An 18,153-nucleotide genomic window follows, 5' to 3' on the forward strand; every position below is an offset into this window, starting at 1 on the left:
AATTCCAGCCGGTGCGGGTGTAAAGGATGACCGATATGGCCCTTGACAGTATTACCGAGAAGATTGCCCATTTTATTGGAACTTTTGAGTTAACCACTGAACAGGCCCGGTTGCGGGATCAGTACGAAGAGTTCACGGCCATGCGGCGCAAAGCCGAGCTTGATGAACTTGAAGACCCCATCAAAATCAATGTCAAAGCCAAGCTCGAACTTGCTCCGGGCGATTACAAGCCACTTCCTTACAAATTCGACGCGCCGCCCGCAGATATTCCGCTGCCGCCGGCCCCGTTTGGCCCCATTCAGGAGGCCGCGATTTACCTTGATGGCGTCCCGCTGTCCGAACGGTTCGTTCCCGAGTCTATCTTCGGGGGCCCTGATATAAACTTCGAGGTGCTCTTCATTCGTCCGGAAATCGAACCCTTGGGTTCAGCCGTGACCGTCACCCTGCAAAAGCTGTTCCTGCGCGACAATGATACCGTAGGCGAGGGCGACTTCCGCGATACCGAGGCGCTCATAGCCGAGGGCGAAGCGTTTCTGGATACCGCCCTGTCCCTGCATGCCTTTGCTGCGCCATCCTTCAGCCTCGCGGATTACGCATCCGTCGATGCTGTAAAGGAACTGGCCGAGCAGATGCAGAACCCGATGACCTCGGATATCGAGGGCGTCACCATTCACCAGTTCCACGGCGAAGATGCGCTTGGCATCATTGTAAACGGCGAATATGTGGACGAAGCCCCGGTTTGGAAGGATCTGCTGCCCGAGTATCATCAGCCCGATGAAACAGAGGAAGCCGAAGCCGAGTACGAGGCGCAGTTTCCTGACGAATGGGATCAGTCGAAAGATCCGGATTTTGATGAAGGGCATACGGTAATCGCTGGCGGAAATCTGGCGATCAACGCGATCTCGACCACCGTTGCATGGGTCGATGCACCGTATATCGCGGTTGGCGGACAGTCGATCAGCCTGACAATGATCAGCCAGGTAGCGGCTGTATCGGATTGGGACGAGGGCGTGCCGGGAACCGAAAGCGGCACCAACGTCATTCAATCCTCCGAGATTGTGGTCGAGGCAAAAGAAGCGTCCTGGCTGGACGGCGGCACAGAGCAGCCCGCCTTCATAATGGTGGACTGGGTCCATGGCGATATGGTCGTCGCAAACTTCATCAGCCAGCTGATCGACGCGACGGATATGGACCACATCCAGACGGAAATCTCGGCCTCGTCCACGCTGTACGCACTGGGTGACAACGAGATGGTCAATGTGACCGACATCATTCAGCTTGGCAGCTACTACGACCTGATCATGATCGGTGGGGATATGATTTCGGTCGATGTTCTGCAGCAGAGCATCGCCTTGATGGATGACGATATCATTACGGGGGTCATCCCCGCCACTCACGAAGACGGCGACGACGAAAACCTTGTGATGAATGACGCCTCGATCACCACGATGGGCGAGGATACGCACGAGGATCTCGGTGACAACATCTCGAATGCGATGTCGCTGCAAGAGATGGATATGGAAGCGCTGGAAGAGGCGTTGCTGAATGATCCGATGTTTGCCGGGATGGAGCAGATGCGGGTCCTGAAGATCGATGGCGACCTGATGCAGGTCAATATCATGGAACAGGTCACGATGATGCTGGATCAGGACGATGTGCATCTGTCCGGGCCCAACGCCGCCGAAACCGACGTGGTCGCTGGCAGCAACGCCATTCTGAATTCCGCTGACATCACCAAGTTCGGCGTGGATTCAGTGGTCATGACCGGCGAGGGCGAGTATTCCGATCTGCTGCTGCATCAGGCCAGCCTGATTGACATGCCGGACAATGAAGAAATCGCGGAACTGACCAATGAAGCGATTGCCATGATCATGGAAGAGGCGTCCGGCGGGCAAATGGAGGCTGGAACAGCTCCGCAACTGACGCCAACGGAAGAGTTCAGTACCGAAGACGGCCTGCAATCCATGCTGGCCTGATTTTTCCCATGTTTTTACGAGTGACCAGAAGGTTAGTAGATGTCGATTATGTTTTCGTCGCGCCGTACCTTATATGCCAGCCCTCTGGATCGGCACGGTGGCACTGGCCCGCTGAAGCCTGAAGCAGGCGACCGGGCGGCGCGCCCGAAGTCGGGCACCAAAGGCGCAGCGCGCCTGAGTCTGACCGAGGAGATGCGCGTGCTTGAATCGGATGAAAGACAGGCGGCGAAAGCGGCGGCGGAACAAAAGCCGTCTGTGCATTCAAAGGAGGATACTACCCGGCCACGGAACTCCCAAGACACGTCAGACCAGCAGACAACGCGTGCCGTTCCTCCCCAACGGCGCGCACAGCCGCAGCCCGCGCAAGATAAAGACCCTGCGGGCGGTGGCGCAGGGGTGGCCGATGGCGATGACCTCGGTCCCGAACCCGCCAAGGATGCCACAGCGCGCACGACCCCCTCAGCGCCCGCATCCGGCGGTGATCGCATAGGCACCACGATTGAGGCCAAAGCAAACGAGCCACTGATGCGGGCCAAGTCCGGCGGCGGTGGCGGGAATGGGCCACCCCAAACTTTCCACAAGCGCACCCCGCCCGAGGATTTTCAGCAAACGCTGAAAACCTCGATGCGGGCGATCTGGCGCAACCTGGCGTTCGTTTTGGTGCTGACCTGCGCAACCAACATCCTGATCCTGGCGATCCCGATCTATCTGTTCCAGATCAGCGACCGGGTGCTGACCAGCCGGTCGCTGGACACGCTGATCATGCTGACAGCGATTGTTGCAGGGGCGGTGATTTTCCAATCCGCCTTTGACGCGATCCGGCGGTTCATGCTGATGCGGACAGGGGTCGAGGTTGCCGCGCGCCTTGGCGCACCAGTGCTCAGCGCCGCCGCCCATGCCTCGCTGCATGGAAGCGGGCGCGAGTATCAGACGCTGGGCGATCTGCAGCAGGTGCGCGGTTTTCTGGTGTCGGGCACGCTGATTTCTTTTCTGGACGTCCCGTTCGCACCGATGTTCATCCTGATGATCTTTCTGGTGCACCCGCAATTGGGCATGATCGTTGTGGTCACGGCGCTGCTGCTGATGACTATCGCGCTGATTAACCAGAAGATGACCGCCAAGCCTTTCTCCGAGGCGAACCGGGCGCAGTCCATGGCGAACCAGCATCTGGATTCGATGGCGCGCAACAGCCAGATCATCAACGCGCTTGCCATGATCCCCGAGGCCGTGCGGATCTGGGGCCGCGACACCGCGCAGTCCCTGACCTGGCAGGTGCGGGCGCAGGACCGCAATGTCGTTTTTGCCGCTATCTCACGCGCGATACGCCTGCTGACCCAGATCGGCATTCTGGGCTGGGGCGCGTTTCTGGCCCTGCAGGGTGAGATCACCGGCGGCATGGTCATTGCCGCATCGATCATTGCCGGGCGCGCCTTTGCGCCGATCGAAGGCTCCATCGAAGGGTGGAACGCCTTCCTGATGACACGCGGGGCCTACAGCCGGATCAACGCGCTGCTGTCGAGCTCGGCCCTGCAGTTCGAAAAACTGCGCCTGCCGCGCCCCGAAGGCCGGGTCGATGTGGAACGGCTGCTTTATGTTCCGGGCGGCACCAAGCGCGTTGTGCTGAACGGGATTAGCTTCTCGCTCAATCCAGGCGAGACGCTGGCGATCATCGGAAATTCCGGCGCGGGCAAAACCACGCTGGGTAAGACGCTGGTGGGCTCGATCCTGCCAACCTCGGGCAGCGTGCGGCTGGACCTCATGGACATCCGCAACTGGGATCCGCGCCAGTTCGGGGAAAGCATCGGATACCTGCCGCAGGACGTGCAATTATTTCCCGGCACCATCAAGGACAACATCGGACGCATGCGCGCGGACGCGACGGATGAGCAAATCCATGATGCCGCCGTGCTGGCCGATGTGCACAACATGATCGCAACTCTGCCACAGGGCTACGAGACGGTGGTGGCCGCCGATGGCTCACCCCTGTCTGGTGGTCAGAAACAGCGCATCGCCTTGGCGCGCGCTTTCTTCGGGAACCCGCGGATGGTGGTGCTGGACGAGCCGAACTCGAACCTCGATGTGGCGGGCGACAAGGCGCTGGCCCGTGCCATTGAACAGGCGCGGGAAAGCAAGATCACCGTCGTGGTGATCACGCAGAAACCGACGCTGCTGAGCGTGGTGGACAAAATCATGCTGCTAACCGACGGGCGCGTGGCGCTGTTCGGACAGCGTGAGCAGGTTCTGCAGCAGTTGGCGGCATCTCGCAAACAGCCCGGAATTGAAGGCCAGCAGGGGGGCTGACCATGAACGATCTTGTACCCGTAGACGACTCTGCCAAGGATCCCACCGTTTGGTATGCCGAGGTTCCACGCTCGATCAACCGGCTGATTGTGATCGGCATGGTGATGCTAGTGGTCTGTTTCGGTGGCTTCGGCGTCTGGTCCTTCAGCGCGCCGCTTGCGGCGGCTGTGATTGCGCAGGGCAGCTTTGTGGCCACCGGGCGCAACAAGATCGTGCAGCACCTCGAAGGCGGCATCATCGAAGAGATCAAGGTCATGGAAGGCCAGACCGTGACCGCTGGCGAAGTTCTGATGACGCTGGACCAGACCTCGGCCGAGGCGAATGAGCGCGAGCTTTTCATCCGTCAGGCGCGACTGCAGGCGATGACCGAACGCCTTCTGGCCGAATATCGCGAACAGGACAAGCTGAGCTTTTCCGCCAACCTGATCGAAGCGTCGGAAGATGTTGAGGTGATGACAATCCTCGACGGGCAAAAGCTGAGCTTTGAGCTGTCGCGCAAGACGTTGCTGAATGACGTGGCCCTGCTGGAACGCAATATGGAAGCGCTGAAAATCCGCGCCAGCGGGTTCGAGGCGCAACTGGCCAGCATGGTGCGGCGCGCAGAGATTTTGCAGGAAGAATACGATACGAAAAAGTCTCTATTCGATAAGGGTTTGGTGCGCAAGGGCGACCTGAACACCATCCGCCGCGTTCAGGCCGAAGCCGAAGGCCAGCACGCCCGGTTGCAGGCTGAGACAGCGGAAATCAACCAGATGCTTCTGAAATACGAAGAACAGATTGCACGCACCAAGGCCGCCTATCGCGAGGCCGCGCTGGACGAGTTGGGCGTGATCGAAGCCGATCTGGAAAGTGTCCGCGAGAAATCGCGGCAGGCGCGCAGCGTTCTGGCCCGCGCCGTTGTGCGCGCTCCGGTCACCGGCACGGTTGTCCGGCTGCACTATCACACCCCCGGCGGCGTGATTGAAACCGGCGAACCCATCGCTGAGATACTGCCCGCCGACGCCCCGCTGATTATCGAGGCGCAAATCCCCCGCACCGAAATCGACAGCGTCGCAACGGGGCAGGAGGCCACGGTGCGGCTGGTCGCTCTGAACCAGCGGACCACACCGGTTCTGCAGGGCGAGGTGTTCTATATCTCGGCGGACGCGCTGCTAGAGGATACAACGGGCGTGCCGCAAGAGGTCTATCTGGCCCGTATCTCTCTGACCCCGGACGAGCTGGGGCGTGTGCGAGGGTTCATTCCGACGCCTGGCATGCCGGCTGAGATCATGATCCAGACCGAAGAACGCACCTTTGCCGCCTATATCGCCAAGCCGGTGACAGACAGCATGTCCCGCGCGTTCCGCGAGCACTAGGTCAACCAATCATGGCTGCCTGATCTGACCCATATCAAGGTGGGTCACATTCGAATTGCGTAATATGGCGGAAGAACTCCAATCAACAGGATGACCGGCCATGATACGCCTTGCCGCCACATTGTATTCTCTGATCGCGACCGCTTTGGCCGGATCCGCCGTTATCGCGGTGCTGTCCATCGGGATGGTCTCGGTCGCGGCCATCGTCTCAGCTGCGGCGGTCGGTGCTGTTGTCGCCGCACCCGCATCGTGGCTGGTTGCCAGACGCCTGTATCAGGGCGCGGCGTGATCAGATCGTTTTGCGTTTGATTTGAATCGAAATGCGCTGCCTCTCCCTTCAGTCGAACCGCATTTCGATCAGTCTGTTTCAGATAAAACGCAAAACGCCTTAGGCGTTCAGGAAGGTTCTGACGGCGGCTTCAAACTCGCGGGGTTTTTCGGCGTGCAGCCAATGCCCCGCACCGGGGATCTTGGCAAAACGCGCGCTGGGAAACAGCGCGCGGATTTTGGCGCGGTGCTCCGGCAGCACGTAGTCCGAGCTTGCACCTGACAGGAACAATGTCGGTCCATCCCACGCGCCTTCAAGGTCGGGAAAGCCCATGATCTTGGGCATTTCCGCCGCCAGTACATCCAGATTGAGCAACCACCGCTTGCCGGGAATATCCAGCGACTGGGTAAAGAAGCTTTGCAGCGCCGCTTCGACGCCCAGCCCGGCCAGTTGCTGTTCCACATCCGACCGTCGCGAGACGCCCGAGAAATCCACGGCTTTCATCGCGTCGATGAACTGAATCTGGCTGTGGCCGTATGTCACCGGCGCGATGTCGGCGACGACCAGCTTGCGCAGCAGATCACCGTGCTGCAGGGCCAGCGTTATCGCGGCCTTGCCGCCCATCGAATGGCCCAGCACGTCCGCCGTCCCGCCGAAATGCCGGATCACCTCGGCCAGATCCTCGGCCATTTGCGGATAGGTGTGCTGATCTGTCCAGATGCTGAACGCGTGATTGCGCATCCCCACGGCGATCACCCGCCGTTCATCCGACAGACGTTTCGCAATCACCCCCCAGTTCCGGGCCGAGCCATAAAGGCCGTGCGCAATGACCAAAGGGGGATTTTCGGTGGGTTCACCGTGAACAATCGTGTGCAGCATGGTCGGGTGATAACCGGCACAGCGCGAAACGACCAGCCCCATTGTTTGCGGCCCCCGTGACGGGTAGATTGCCCGTTCAGGAGGGTCCAATGTCGCAGGACACAGATATTCAGAGCCGGATTGCCGAAACGATCGCGCTGCTGCGCGCAAAGCTGGGCGTGCGGGACAAGACCCTGACGGCCTCGGTCCGGCATGCAAAACGCCGTCTGCCGCGCCGGATCTACAAGAAAGCGATGGTTCTGGCGCAGGCCGAGCAGATGGCCGCCCATCCCAAGTTGCGGCTTGTTCTGGACAACCCGAAACTGATCCAGGCCTCGGAAGAGGTGCAGGCGCATCTGACCGCGATCAATCTGGCGGATCGCCGATGGGGCTGGTTTCTGGGGCTGCTGGGCGGGCTGGCGTTCAACCTGCTGGCCCTTGCCGCCCTGTTTCTGATCGTCCTGTTGTGGCGCGGATTTCTGTGACCGCCCACGCGAAGACCCACAAAAAAACGGCGCCGCTAGGGCGCCGTTTTCATTTTATTCAAACCGCTTACAGGTTCGGATAGATCGGGAAGCGCGCGCAAAGCTCGGCGACTTCGGCCTTGACCTTGGCTTCGACCGCGCTGTTGCCGTCTTCGCCATTGGCGGCCAGACCGTCGACAACTTCGATGATCCAGTCAGCGATCTGGCGGAACTCGGTCTCGCCAAAGCCGCGGGTGGTCCCGGCGGGGGAACCCAGACGGATGCCCGAGGTGATGGTCGGCTTCTCGGGATCAAACGGCACGCCATTCTTGTTGCAGGTGATATGCGCCCGGCCCAAAGCCTTTTCGGTCGCGTTGCCCTTGACGCCTTTGGGGCGCAGGTCGACCAGCACCACATGGGTGTCGGTGCCGTGGGTCACGGTGTCCAGACCGCCCTTGATCAGCTGGTCCGACAGCGCCTGCGCGTTGGTCACGACCTGCTTGATATAGTCCTTGAACTCGGGGCGCAGCGCCTCGCCAAAGGCCACGGCCTTGCCGGCGATCACATGCATCAGCGGGCCGCCCTGAATGCCGGGGAAGATCGCCGAATTCACTTTCTTGGCGATAGTTTCATCATTGGTCAGGATCATACCCCCACGCGGACCGCGCAGGGTCTTGTGCGTGGTGGTCGTCGCCACATGCGCATGCGGGAAGGGCGAGGGGTGTTCGCCCGCCGCCACCAGACCGGCGAAATGCGCCATGTCCACGTGCAGATAGGCACCGACCATATCGGCAATCTCGCGCATGCGGGCAAAGTCGATCTGGCGCGGGATGGCCGAGCCGCCTGCGATGATCAGCTTGGGGTTATGTTCCTTAGCCAGCGCCTCGACCTGATCATAATCCAGAATGTTGTCCTGCTTGCGGACGCCGTACTGTACCGCGTGGAACCATTTGCCCGACTGGTTGGGCTTTGCGCCGTGGGTCAGGTGGCCGCCTGCGTCAAGCGACATGCCCAGTATGGTATCGCCGGGCTGGATCAGCGCCTGAAACACACCCTGGTTGGCCTGGCTCCCTGAGTTGGGCTGAACGTTGGCGAACTCACAGCCGAACAGCTGCTTGGCGCGGTCAATCGCCAGATTCTCGGCGATATCGACGAACTGGCAACCGCCATAGTAGCGGCGGCCGGGATAGCCCTCGGCGTATTTGTTGGTCATCACCGAGCCCTGCGCCTCCATCACGGCGGCAGAGACGATGTTTTCCGAGGCGATCAGCTCGATCTCGTCGCGCTGACGGCCCAGCTCGGATGTGATCGAGCCAAACAGCTCGGGGTCACGATCCGCTAGGGACTGGGTGAAGAAACCGGTATCACGAAGGTTGGCGTTCATAGTGGCTCCACAGGACTGGGGTTTATCTGGCGGATTTCCTATCGGAAACATGCCCGGGGTAACAGCCGTAAAGCGACGAAATGGCCCTCTGTGGCGTCAAGACTGGCCTATTGGGGAAAGGTATGTTTGTTTCGGAACCAAATGTGCAGGACCGGAAACCGGAAAACATGATCAAGAGAATCGCCTTTCTTGCGAGCGATGCCAAGGTGGCGCAATCGGCCCGCGACGATCTGGTTGCCAGATATGGCAACGCCGCCCCAAGGGACGCGGATGTCGTGGTCGCTTTGGGCGGCGACGGCTTCATGCTGCACACAATGCAAAACACGCAGCATCTGGATACACCGGTCTATGGCATGAACCGGGGCACCATCGGCTTCCTAATGAACGAATACCACCAGGACGATCTGATGGACCGGCTGGCAGATGCCGAGGAAGAGGTCATCAACCCGCTGGCTATGCGTGCGATGGACCACTCGGGCGCACTGCACGAGGCGCTGGCGATCAACGAAGTATCCCTGCTGCGGGCAGGGCCGCAGGCCGCGCGGTTGAAGATCAGCGTGGATGACCGGGTGCGCATGGGAGAACTGGTCTGTGACGGGGCGCTGCTGTCCACGGCGGCGGGTTCGACGGCGTATAATTATTCGGCCCACGGCCCCATTTTGCCGATCGGTTCGGACGTTCTGGCGCTGACGCCGATTGCGGCCTTTCGCCCGCGACGGTGGCGCGGCGCGTTGCTGCCCAAGATCGCAAAAGTGCGGTTCGACGTGCTGGACGCGGACAAGCGCCCTGTCATCGTTGCCGCCGATTCCATTGCGTTCCCCGATATCGATTGGGTCGAAATCAGATCCGAGCCAGCGATCACCCACAGGATACTTTTTGATCCGGGTCACGGGCTGGAAGAGCGTCTGATCTCGGAACAATTCACATAATTTTCAGTTGTTTTGCGAAATTCTTTTGGCTTGTGTGAACCAGTTCACACGAAACTGCCCGGCCTTACGGTACGGTTAACTTGCCCGGAGAACACGCCAAGGTGGGAGTGAGTGGCCACCAACGGTGTTTTCGAACGATTGCGCAGTTTTCGCGCTGGCGAGGGTGGGTGGTGCTACGCTCGTCATCAGAAATCCGGGAATATTTTAGTAGCTGGGCCCCGGGCAAGTTACCCCGGGGTCTATTTTATTCTGGTATCGCCTGAGCTTCCATTTGCTCCCACAGGGAATCGCACATCCGCCCAACGCGCGCCTCGATCGCGGCGGCGGCGTCCACGGCCAGATCCTCGCGCCAGCGTCTTGCTGCGATTTGCACATTTATCGGCTGTGGGCCGCCCGGCAAACTGGCCAGCCGGGCAGGGACGCAGGCGGCAGGCAGGCCGAGGAAGTTCATCGCATAAGAATAGACCGCACAGCCCAGAACCTCATGCACGCCTTCTGCGCCTTCCGTATCGCGGTCGGGCTTGAAGAAAGGTTGCGGCAGGAACGGGGACAGGACCAGAGGGTAGTCTTGCATGAACAGCGACCACTCGCGCGCATAATGGCTGCGTTTGGCCAGCATCTGCACCAGCTCTTTTTCCACGATAGGCGGGAATTCCTGAAAATAGACGCCAAAGATATCCTGAATGGTCTGCGACCCGGCGGCCTCGATATCGCTTTGCATCAGGGTCAGGACCTCGCCCATCAAGGCGCGATAGCCGTTGCGCCCGCATTCGAACACATCAGGCGGGTCGATCTCTTCGACCAGATAGCCCGCATCGGTCAGCGCGTCGCGGGCCGTATCAAGCGCCTTTTCGACCTCAGGGTGCAGGGCGTAGCCGTATGTGTTTTTCGTGAAGGCCACTTTGAGCGGGCCGTCCGGATCCTCACCCCGCCACGGCAGCGGTATGTGGAACGGGTCGCGCGGGTCGGGTGCGATGAGGCTGGGCATCGACAGATGCAGATCACCAGCCGACCGGGTGAGCAGCCCTTGCACCGACATGGATTGGGCCAGAATTCCGCGTTCAGCGGTCTGGCTTGGGTTCCAGGCGGGAACGCGCCCCAGGCCCGGTTTGATGGTCACGGCCCCGTTGGCCGCCGCCGGAAACCGCAGGCTGCCACCAATATCGTTGCCATGCGCCAGCGCCCCGATGCCCGTCATCACCGCCGCACCGGCCCCGCCCGAGGACCCGCCGGCCGAGATATGCCGCCCCCAGGGGTTGTGCGTGCGTCCATAAAGCGGATTGTCGGTATCGGCCCGAAACGAAAACTCGGGCGTGTTGGTGCGCCCGATCACGATGGCCCCGGCCTTTTGAAGGTTGGACACAACAGGCGCGTCATCCGGGGCGATCAGGTCTTTCAACGCAACCACTCCGTTGGTGGTTGCGTGGCCCTTTTGGTCCACATTGACCTTGATCGTGACGGGAACGCCATGCAGCGGGCCGGTTTGAGCGCCCTTTGCGCGGGCCGCGTCCAGCGCGCGTGCGCGATCCAGCGCCTCGGTACTCAGGTCCTCGACCACCGCGATCAGGGCGGGGTTCACCTGATGCATCCGGGTGAGTGCGCTTTCAACGGCGTCCTCGGCGCTCAGGTCGCCACTGCGTGTCAGTGCCGTCAGGTCCGCGGCGCCAAGGCGCCAAATGTCGCTATCTGCCATGTGCCCTCTCTGTCTTACGGTGACAGTAGGGGGGCTGTTTCAGGTTGCAAGCAAAAGCGCGGTCTGGGCGGCCAAAGACCGCCCGCGACCTGTTATTGCGCATATCCGATGGTTTGCAGGGCTGATTTGACCTCATCCAGAATAGAGGGGTCGTCAATCGTACCGGGCACCTTGTAGTCTTTGCCGTCCGCAATCGACACCATCGTCCCGCGCAGAATCTTGCCCGAGCGTGTCTTGGGCAGACGATCGACCACAACCGCAAGTTTGAATGCCGCGACCGGGCCGATCTTTTCGCGCACCATTTTCACGACTTCCTGCACAACCTCGCCATGATCGCGCGCGGCACCCGCGTTCAGGCACAGGAACCCGACCGGCATCTGGCCCTTGAGCTGATCCGAAACGCCAATCACCGCGCATTCGGCCACGTCGGGGTGGGCGGTCAGCACCTCTTCCATGCCGCCGGTGGACAGGCGGTGGCCTGCGACGTTGATGACATCGTCGGTGCGCGCCATGATGTAAAGGTATCCGTCCTCGTCGATCATGCCCGCATCGCCGGTCTCGTAATAGCCGGGGAAATGGTCCAGATACGACTTTTTGAACCGCTCTTCGGCGTTCCACAGCGTTGGCAATGTGCCCGGTGGCAGCGGCAGTTTGATGGCAATGGCACCCAGTTCGCCGGACTTCATCGGATGGCCGCCTTCATCCAGAATCTGAACGTCATATCCGGGCATCGGCTTGGCGGGCGAGCCCAGCTTGATCGGCAATTCCTCGATCCCCAGCGGGTTTCCGGCGATGGCCCAGCCGGTTTCGGTCTGCCACCAGTGGTCAATGACCGGAATCTCCAGCGCGTTCTGCGCCCAGATGATGGTGTCTGGGTCGGCACGCTCGCCCGCAAGATACAGGGCCTTCAGGCCGGACAGGTCATATTTCGCCATCATCTCGGCATTGGGGTCCTCGCGCTTGACGGCGCGGATGGCGGTGGGCGCGGTGAAGAAGCTTTTGACGTTGTGCTCCGAGATCACGCGCCAGAAGGTGCCCGCGTCCGGAGTGCCGACCGGTTTGCCTTCGAACACGATGGTGGCGTTGCCGTGGATCAGCGGCGCATAGCAGATATAGGAATGCCCCACGACCCAGCCGACATCAGAGGCCGCCCAGAACACATCGCCCGGATCGACGTTGTAGATGTTTTTCATCGACCAATTCAGCGCCACCAGATGGCCTGCGGTGGGGCGGACAACGCCCTTGGGTGACCCGGTGGTGCCCGAGGTATAGAGGATATAGGCCGGATCATTGCCGTTGACGGGCACGCATTCCGCCGGTTCCACGCCATACTGGAACCCATGCCAGTTGAAATCGCGCCCCTCGATCAGTTGGGCGACTTCCTGTTCGCGCTGGAAGATCACGCAGAAATCGGGCTTGTGCGCGGCCAGTTCAATCGCGCCGTCCAGCAGAGGTTTATAGTGCACCACGCGACCCGGCTCCATCCCGCACGAGGCGGCGATGATCGCCTTGGGTTTGGCATCGTCGATCCGCACCGCCAGTTCGTTGCTGGCGAAACCGCCAAACACAACGGAATGCACGGCCCCCAGACGGGCACAGGCCAGCATCGCCTCGAGCGCTTCGGGGATCATCGGCATGTAGATGATGACACGGTCGCCTTTTTCGATCCCTTTGGCCCGCAAGGCACCGGCAAGGTTGGCAACGCGGTTGCGCAGCTCGACGTACGAGATTTCGCGTTTGGTATGCGTGATCGGGCTGTCATAGATGATGGCCGTCTGTTCGCCACGCCCGTTTTCCACGTGGCGGTCGACGGCGTTCCAGCACGTGTTGACCTGCGCGTCGCTGAACCATTCGTATAATGGGGCGTTGTCATCGAACAGGGCTTTGCTGGGGGCTTTGACCCAATCGATCCCTTTGGCGGCGTCCATCCAGAACGCCTCGGGGTCGGATTTCCAGCTGTCGTACACGTCCTGATATGCCATCATATTCTCCTCCGAAACTCCTCGGGCATGTTGTTAGGGATACTGAAGGCAGGCCACAAGCAACTCGAGTGACGGCGCGTCAGTTTATCGCAAATTCTTTGCAAGACGGCTGAAATCGGCCTGCAAATTTTTGCAAAACCCTTTTCTTGATGAGGTTTTGCGGCGCCTGTTTGCCAATTTTGCAAAATTGCAAACTTACCGATGCAAAAACGGAGCTGCCCGAGAATCGGATCAGTTGGCGGTTTTGGCATAGCGGGGCAGATCGTCCTGGATATTGAGCCAGCGCATATGCTCGGCATGAAACACGTGGAACCGGGGCGGCAGGCTGCCTGGGTCTTCCAGGGTTGCCGTATAGAGGTGAATATTCACCGCATCCCGCGCATTGCGATATGCCATTTGCGTGCCGCAGGTGCCGCAGAACAGCCGTTCGACATGACCGGAAGACCGGTAGATTTTCGGCGGATCACCCTGCCATTTGACCGCCTCGTGCGGCAGGCCAAAAAAGGCCGTCACAGGCGATGCACAGTTGCGGCGGCAATCGGCGCAATGGCAATAGCAGCTCCACGCCACATCACCATCGCTTTCCCAATGTATCGCCTTGCAGTGACAATGCCCCTTCATGCCGACCTCCCACAAAAGGCGGCCAGTCGAAGGGGCCGCCCGCCTTAACCGTAATGCGCGACCGGGGTTCCGGCAATGGCCGCCATGTTGAGCAAGCCCCGCGCGGTGATCGACGGTGTCACGATATGCGCCTTGTTGCCCATACCCATCAAAATCGGGCCAACCTCGATCCCGTCGGCTTTCATCTTCAGGATGTTGCGGACACCGCTGGCCGCATCCGCATGGGCGAAGATCAGCACGTTAGCCGCACCGGACAGACGGGACGCCGGGAAAATGCGATCCCGCAATTCGGGGTCCAGCGCAGCATCCAGGTTCATTTCCCCCTCGTAAACAAAGTCGCGCGGTTTCTGATCCAGAATGTCCAGCGCCGCACGCAGACGTTTGCCGGAGCCTTCGGCCTGATTGCCGAATTGCGATTGCGAGCAGAAGGCGATCTTGGGTTCAAGTCCGAACCGCCGCACGTGCCGTGCCGCGCCGATCGTGGATTCGGCCAGTTCCTCGGGCGTTGGCAGTTGCCTGACATGCGTGTCCGCGATGAACAGGGGGCCGTCTTCCAGAATCATCAGCGACAAGGCCCCGTGCGGGCGTAGATCGCCATCTTGCAGCACCTGTTCAACGTAGTTCAGGTGCCAGCGGTATTCGCCGAAGGTGCCGCAGATCATGCTGTCAGCCTCGCCCCGATGCACCATGATCGCGCCAATGGCGGTCGTGTTCGTGCGCATGATCGCCTTGGCCAGATCAGGCGTCACGCCCCGGCGCTGCATGATCTGGTGGTACGAGCTCCAGTAATCGTAATACCGTGGGTCGTTTTCCGGGTTCACGATCTGGCAATCCGTGCCGGGCCGGAAGGTCAGGCCCAATCTTTCGCAGCGCGCTTCGATCACCTCGGGCCGCCCGATGAGGATCGGTGTTTCGGTGGTTTCCTCCAGAACGGCCTGCGCGGCCCGCAGAACACGTTCGTCCTCGCCCTCGGCAAACACGATCCGGCGCGAGGCGACGGCTGCGGCCTCGAACACCGGGCGCATCAGCAGTGCGGATTTGAAGACGGTCTGGTTCAGCTTTTCCTTGTAAACCTCCATGTCCTCGATCGGCCGTTTCGCCACGCCACTGTCCATCGCAGCCTTTGCCACGGCCGAGGACACCACACCGACCAGTCGCGGGTCGAAGGGTTTGGGGATCAGATAGTCCGGGCCAAAGGTCAGCTGTTCGCCCTTGTAAGCTGCCGCGGCTTCGGCGCTGGTTGTGGCGCGGGCCATTTCGGCGATGCCGTGCACGCAGGCGATCTGCATTTCGTCGTTGATCTCGGTCGCACCCACATCCAGCGCGCCCCGGAAGATGAAGGGGAAGCACAGAACGTTGTTGACCTGATTTGGAAAATCGCTGCGCCCGGTGGCGATGATCGCATCCGGGGCCACCGCGCGCGCCGCATCCGGCAGGATCTCCGGCGTCGGGTTGGCCAGCGCGAAGATGATCGGGCGGCTGGCCATTTTCTCCACCATCTCCGGTTTCAGAACGTTCGGGCCGCTGAGGCCAAGGAACAGGTCGGCGTCGCCGATCACGTCATCCAGCGTGCGCAGGTCGGATTTCTGTGCGAACTGGTCCTTGTGCGGGTTCATGTCCTCTTCCCTGCCTTCGTAGACAAGCCCGTGAATGTCACACAGCCAGATATTCTCGCGCTTCACGCCCAGTTTGACCAACATGGACAGGCAGGCGATCCCGGCCGCCCCGCCACCGGTCGACACGATTTTGATGTCTTCGAATTTCTTGCCCGCAACGTGCAGCGCGTTCTTTGCGGCTGCGCCGACCACGATGGCGGTGCCGTGCTGATCATCGTGAAACACCGGAATGTTCATGCGCTCGCGGCACAGCTTTTCTACGGTAAAACAATCAGGTGCCTTGATATCTTCAAGATTGATCGCACCAAAGGTGGGTTCCAGCGAACAGACGATATCGGCCAGCTTTTCGGGGTCTGGCTGGTTGACCTCGATATCGAAGCAATCAATGCCGGCGAATTTCTTGAACAGGACGGCCTTACCCTCCATCACCGGTTTCGAGGCCAGCGCGCCGATATTGCCAAGGCCCAGAACCGCCGTGCCGTTGGACACCACCGCAACCAGATTGCCGCGCGCGGTGTAGCGTTCGGCATTCGACGCGTCTGCCTTGATCTCCAGACTCGCCTCGGCCACGCCGGGCGAATAGGCACGGGCCAGATCGCGGCCATTGGCCATCGGCTTTGTGGCCTTGATCTCAAGCTTTCCGGGCTTTGGATAGGCATGATAGTCAAGCGCGGCCTGTCGCAGGTTTGGTGTGTCCGGCATCGGCGATTCAGCTCCCTTAAGAAATTCGGTTTAGTGCTAAACGGTTTTTCCCTATTTGGCTACGCTACGTCACTTTTGACCGTCCGGACGTATCGCAGCAGCCTGTGGTTGATTTTTGTCGCAAAATTTTTACATTGCCAGCTTCCTGAAAATCTGGACCGCATACCAGCGATAAGAACCAGCATGGCGAACAACACTGAAATCCAGACCGCGAACGGTCTGCACGAAACGGCACATGGATCAGCATGGCCCCGCTATGCCGTCTGGGCGGCGGTCCTGCTGATCGCGCTGCTTCTGAGTGCGGTGATCCTGTGGCCCATCCAGGCCTCGGCGCTCATCCAGGAGGGCGGGCCGTTTGAGACCGTGTCAGCCGCCGGGCTGTTCATAGCGGGGTTGGTGGCGCTCTATCGGTTTCCGGGACTAAACCGCTTGTATATCGGGCTTGTCTGCCTGTTGCTGGCGGAAAGAGAGCTGGAGGCCGAGGTCTATGCCACCGACAGCCTGCCGTTCTTTGTGCTCAACGGTCTGGACACCCTGCTGGATATGACCGTCGTGCGGATTGTACTGGCGCTGCTGGTTGTTGGCGGGTTTCTGTGGCACGGGGTTCCCAATGCATGGCGAGCGGTCAGGCTGCGGGCTCCGTTCCTCAAGGTTTTTGTGATTGCCGGAATGTCGGCGGTGATTGCGCAACTGCTGGAAGAGGTTTCCGGTTTCTACGTCGCCGACCTGTCGACAACGATGTTGACGCGGCTTTTCGTTCTGGAAGAAACGCTCGAGATGCTCTTTTCGATTGGCATTTTGGCCTCGGTTCTGATCGGATGGCCGAAATCGCAGATCGACGAGACAGGTCATGAGCCAGACACCGCAGACACGCGCTGAAATTCGCCTGCCCACGCAGGAGCTTCGCGACGACATCCCGTTTTACACCAGGGTGCTGGGGATGCAGATGGACATGATCTATCCGGCGGATGATCCCCGGGTCGGTGTGTTTTCGGGCCATGGTTTGCGGCTGCGCATCGAAAAAGACGCGCCCGAGACGCCGGGAACCCTGCGTATACTGACAGACAACCCGGATGACTTCGCCGGTGGCAAACGCGTTCTTGTGGCCCCAAACGGCACCCGGATCGAGATTGAAGAGCGGGATCCGCCGCTGGTTATGCCCGAAACCGTGCATTCCTTGGTGGTACGCAGGCTCAAGGATCAGGCCCCCTGGATCATCGGGCGGGCCGGGATGCATTACCGCGATCTGGTCCCCGACAGGCTGGGCGGGTCGATCATCGCCAGCCATATCCGCATTCCCGACGGGGGCCCGGTGCCCGACATGGTGCATTTCCACAAGGTCGGGTTTCAGTTGATCTTCTGCATCCACGGCTGGGTCGATGTGGTCTACGAGGATCAGGGCGACAAGATGCGCCTGACCGCTGGCGATTGCTTTATCCAGCCGCCGGAAATCCGGCATCGCGTGCTCGAGGCCTCGGACAATGTGCAGGTGATAGAAATCGGGGTTCCGGCCGAGCATGTCACCGAGATCGATCATGAGATGGCATTGCCTACGCCAAACTTCCGTCCGGACCGGGAATGGCAGGGGCAACGGTTCGTTTACAATCAGGCAAAAGATGCCGACTGGGGACCGTTCCGTTTGCCGGGCTATGTCTGCCGCGATACGACGATTGCCGAAAACACAAAAGGCGTCGCCGGGGTTCAAGTGGTGCGCCGGGGGCAGGGCGATCCGGTCTGGGCCATCCATGACACCGATATCCACTTCTCCTTCGTCATGGGCGGCGAAGTCACGCTTGAGGGCGAAGGCCGCGATCCGTACCGGCTTGAGCAGGGGGATGCGTTCGTGATTCCACCGGGCATGCGCACCCGTCTGGCCGACCCGTCGGACGATATCGAACTGCTTGAGGTGACTTTGCCCGGCACCTTCAACACCACCCTCGGCTAGGCCAAAAACACCGGCGCTGGGGCTTCAACTCCCCCTTCGGTTTCCGGTAAGGTGAATTC

The 18,153-nt window shown here is 60.5% G+C and carries 14 protein-coding genes; 8 read left to right on the top strand and 6 right to left on the bottom strand.

What is annotated here, in order from left to right; genetic code table 11:
• Window positions 1-35 precede the first annotated feature (35 nt).
• The 4 genes from ACR0EZ_RS12210 to ACR0EZ_RS12225 all read left to right on the top strand — a co-directional run bounded on the left by ACR0EZ_RS12210 (window position 36) and on the right by ACR0EZ_RS12225 (window position 5,921).
• On the top strand, window positions 36-1,976 hold the full coding sequence (locus ACR0EZ_RS12210) for a type I secretion protein (RefSeq protein ID WP_480613355.1): 1,941 nt from the start codon (window positions 36-38) through the stop codon (window positions 1,974-1,976).
• Between the two features lie 39 nt (window positions 1,977-2,015).
• Entirely contained in the window at window positions 2,016-4,277 is a 2,262-nt protein-coding gene (locus ACR0EZ_RS12215) for a type I secretion system permease/ATPase (RefSeq protein ID WP_480613357.1), read from the top strand.
• Between the two features lie 2 nt (window positions 4,278-4,279).
• Window positions 4,280-5,632 (top strand): HlyD family type I secretion periplasmic adaptor subunit, encoded by a 1,353-nt coding sequence (locus tag ACR0EZ_RS12220; protein WP_480613359.1) that lies wholly within the window; start codon window positions 4,280-4,282, stop codon window positions 5,630-5,632.
• Window positions 5,633-5,732: 100 nt separating this feature from the next.
• A complete protein-coding gene (locus ACR0EZ_RS12225; protein ID WP_480613360.1) occupies window positions 5,733-5,921 on the top strand; it encodes a hypothetical protein in 189 nt (62 codons plus the stop codon).
• A 99-nt stretch (window positions 5,922-6,020) separates the two neighbouring features.
• Here the strand turns inward: ACR0EZ_RS12225 and ACR0EZ_RS12230 are convergent, their stop codons facing one another.
• Window positions 6,021-6,821, bottom strand: a complete 801-nt coding sequence (locus tag ACR0EZ_RS12230; protein ID WP_480613927.1) for an alpha/beta fold hydrolase — start codon at window positions 6,819-6,821, stop codon at window positions 6,021-6,023.
• A gap of 47 nt (window positions 6,822-6,868) precedes the next feature.
• Here ACR0EZ_RS12230 and ACR0EZ_RS12235 point away from each other — a divergent pair, with 47 nt between their 5' ends.
• Window positions 6,869-7,243 (top strand): hypothetical protein, encoded by a 375-nt coding sequence (locus ACR0EZ_RS12235; RefSeq protein WP_480613362.1) that lies wholly within the window; start codon window positions 6,869-6,871, stop codon window positions 7,241-7,243.
• Between the two features lie 67 nt (window positions 7,244-7,310).
• On the opposite strand, the gene glyA is transcribed toward ACR0EZ_RS12235, so the two are convergent.
• A complete protein-coding gene (glyA, locus tag ACR0EZ_RS12240; RefSeq protein ID WP_480613363.1) occupies window positions 7,311-8,606 on the bottom strand; it encodes a serine hydroxymethyltransferase in 1,296 nt (431 codons plus the stop codon).
• Window positions 8,607-8,773: 167 nt separating this feature from the next.
• On the opposite strand from glyA, the gene ACR0EZ_RS12245 reads away from it, so the two are divergent.
• Window positions 8,774-9,535 (top strand): NAD kinase, encoded by a 762-nt coding sequence (locus ACR0EZ_RS12245; protein ID WP_480613365.1) that lies wholly within the window; start codon window positions 8,774-8,776, stop codon window positions 9,533-9,535.
• 244 nt (window positions 9,536-9,779) lie between these two features.
• Here ACR0EZ_RS12245 and ACR0EZ_RS12250 read toward each other — a convergent pair whose 3' ends face one another.
• From ACR0EZ_RS12250 to ACR0EZ_RS12265, 4 genes are all read right to left on the bottom strand, one after another.
• Window positions 9,780-11,228 carry an amidase family protein gene (locus tag ACR0EZ_RS12250; RefSeq protein WP_480613367.1) on the bottom strand — a complete coding sequence of 483 codons (1,449 nt, stop codon included), beginning with the start codon at window positions 11,226-11,228 and terminating at the stop codon, window positions 9,780-9,782.
• A gap of 92 nt (window positions 11,229-11,320) precedes the next feature.
• On the bottom strand, window positions 11,321-13,210 hold the full coding sequence (gene prpE, locus ACR0EZ_RS12255; RefSeq protein WP_480613368.1) for a propionate-CoA ligase PrpE: 1,890 nt from the start codon (window positions 13,208-13,210) through the stop codon (window positions 11,321-11,323).
• A gap of 231 nt (window positions 13,211-13,441) precedes the next feature.
• A complete protein-coding gene (locus tag ACR0EZ_RS12260) occupies window positions 13,442-13,831 on the bottom strand; it encodes a GFA family protein (protein ID WP_480613370.1) in 390 nt (129 codons plus the stop codon).
• 44 nt (window positions 13,832-13,875) lie between these two features.
• Window positions 13,876-16,149: an NADP-dependent malic enzyme gene (locus ACR0EZ_RS12265; protein ID WP_480613372.1), complete on the bottom strand. Its 2,274-nt coding sequence runs from the start codon at window positions 16,147-16,149 to the stop codon at window positions 13,876-13,878.
• A 183-nt stretch (window positions 16,150-16,332) separates the two neighbouring features.
• On the opposite strand from ACR0EZ_RS12265, the gene ACR0EZ_RS12270 reads away from it, so the two are divergent.
• The gene (locus ACR0EZ_RS12270) at window positions 16,333-17,028 is read left to right on the top strand and encodes a hypothetical protein (RefSeq protein ID WP_480613374.1); all 696 of its coding nucleotides are present in this window, start codon (window positions 16,333-16,335) and stop codon (window positions 17,026-17,028) included.
• Window positions 17,000-18,094: a cupin domain-containing protein gene (locus ACR0EZ_RS12275; RefSeq protein ID WP_480613376.1), complete on the top strand. Its 1,095-nt coding sequence runs from the start codon at window positions 17,000-17,002 to the stop codon at window positions 18,092-18,094. The genes ACR0EZ_RS12270 and ACR0EZ_RS12275 overlap by 29 nt, the downstream gene beginning before the upstream one ends.
• Window positions 18,095-18,153: the final 59 nt, after the last annotated feature.

Source organism: Ruegeria sp. AK4, assembly GCF_056541025.1.

Coding starts and splice junctions, on each gene's coding strand:
- glyA (WP_480613363.1), bottom strand. CDS start 8,606: ATGAACGCCAACCTTCGTGATACCGGTTTCTTCACCCAGTCCCTAGCG.
- ACR0EZ_RS12245 (WP_480613365.1), top strand. CDS start 8,774: ATGATCAAGAGAATCGCCTTTCTTGCGAGCGATGCCAAGGTGGCGCAA.
- ACR0EZ_RS12265 (WP_480613372.1), bottom strand. CDS start 16,149: ATGCCGGACACACCAAACCTGCGACAGGCCGCGCTTGACTATCATGCC.
- ACR0EZ_RS12220 (WP_480613359.1), top strand. CDS start 4,280: ATGAACGATCTTGTACCCGTAGACGACTCTGCCAAGGATCCCACCGTT.
- ACR0EZ_RS12210 (WP_480613355.1), top strand. CDS start 36: ATGGCCCTTGACAGTATTACCGAGAAGATTGCCCATTTTATTGGAACT.
- prpE (WP_480613368.1), bottom strand. CDS start 13,210: ATGGCATATCAGGACGTGTACGACAGCTGGAAATCCGACCCCGAGGCG.
- ACR0EZ_RS12270 (WP_480613374.1), top strand. CDS start 16,333: ATGGCGAACAACACTGAAATCCAGACCGCGAACGGTCTGCACGAAACG.
- ACR0EZ_RS12225 (WP_480613360.1), top strand. CDS start 5,733: ATGATACGCCTTGCCGCCACATTGTATTCTCTGATCGCGACCGCTTTG.
- ACR0EZ_RS12215 (WP_480613357.1), top strand. CDS start 2,016: ATGTCGATTATGTTTTCGTCGCGCCGTACCTTATATGCCAGCCCTCTG.
- ACR0EZ_RS12260 (WP_480613370.1), bottom strand. CDS start 13,831: ATGAAGGGGCATTGTCACTGCAAGGCGATACATTGGGAAAGCGATGGT.
- ACR0EZ_RS12250 (WP_480613367.1), bottom strand. CDS start 11,228: ATGGCAGATAGCGACATTTGGCGCCTTGGCGCCGCGGACCTGACGGCA.
- ACR0EZ_RS12275 (WP_480613376.1), top strand. CDS start 17,000: ATGAGCCAGACACCGCAGACACGCGCTGAAATTCGCCTGCCCACGCAG.
- ACR0EZ_RS12230 (WP_480613927.1), bottom strand. CDS start 6,821: ATGGGGCTGGTCGTTTCGCGCTGTGCCGGTTATCACCCGACCATGCTG.
- ACR0EZ_RS12235 (WP_480613362.1), top strand. CDS start 6,869: ATGTCGCAGGACACAGATATTCAGAGCCGGATTGCCGAAACGATCGCG.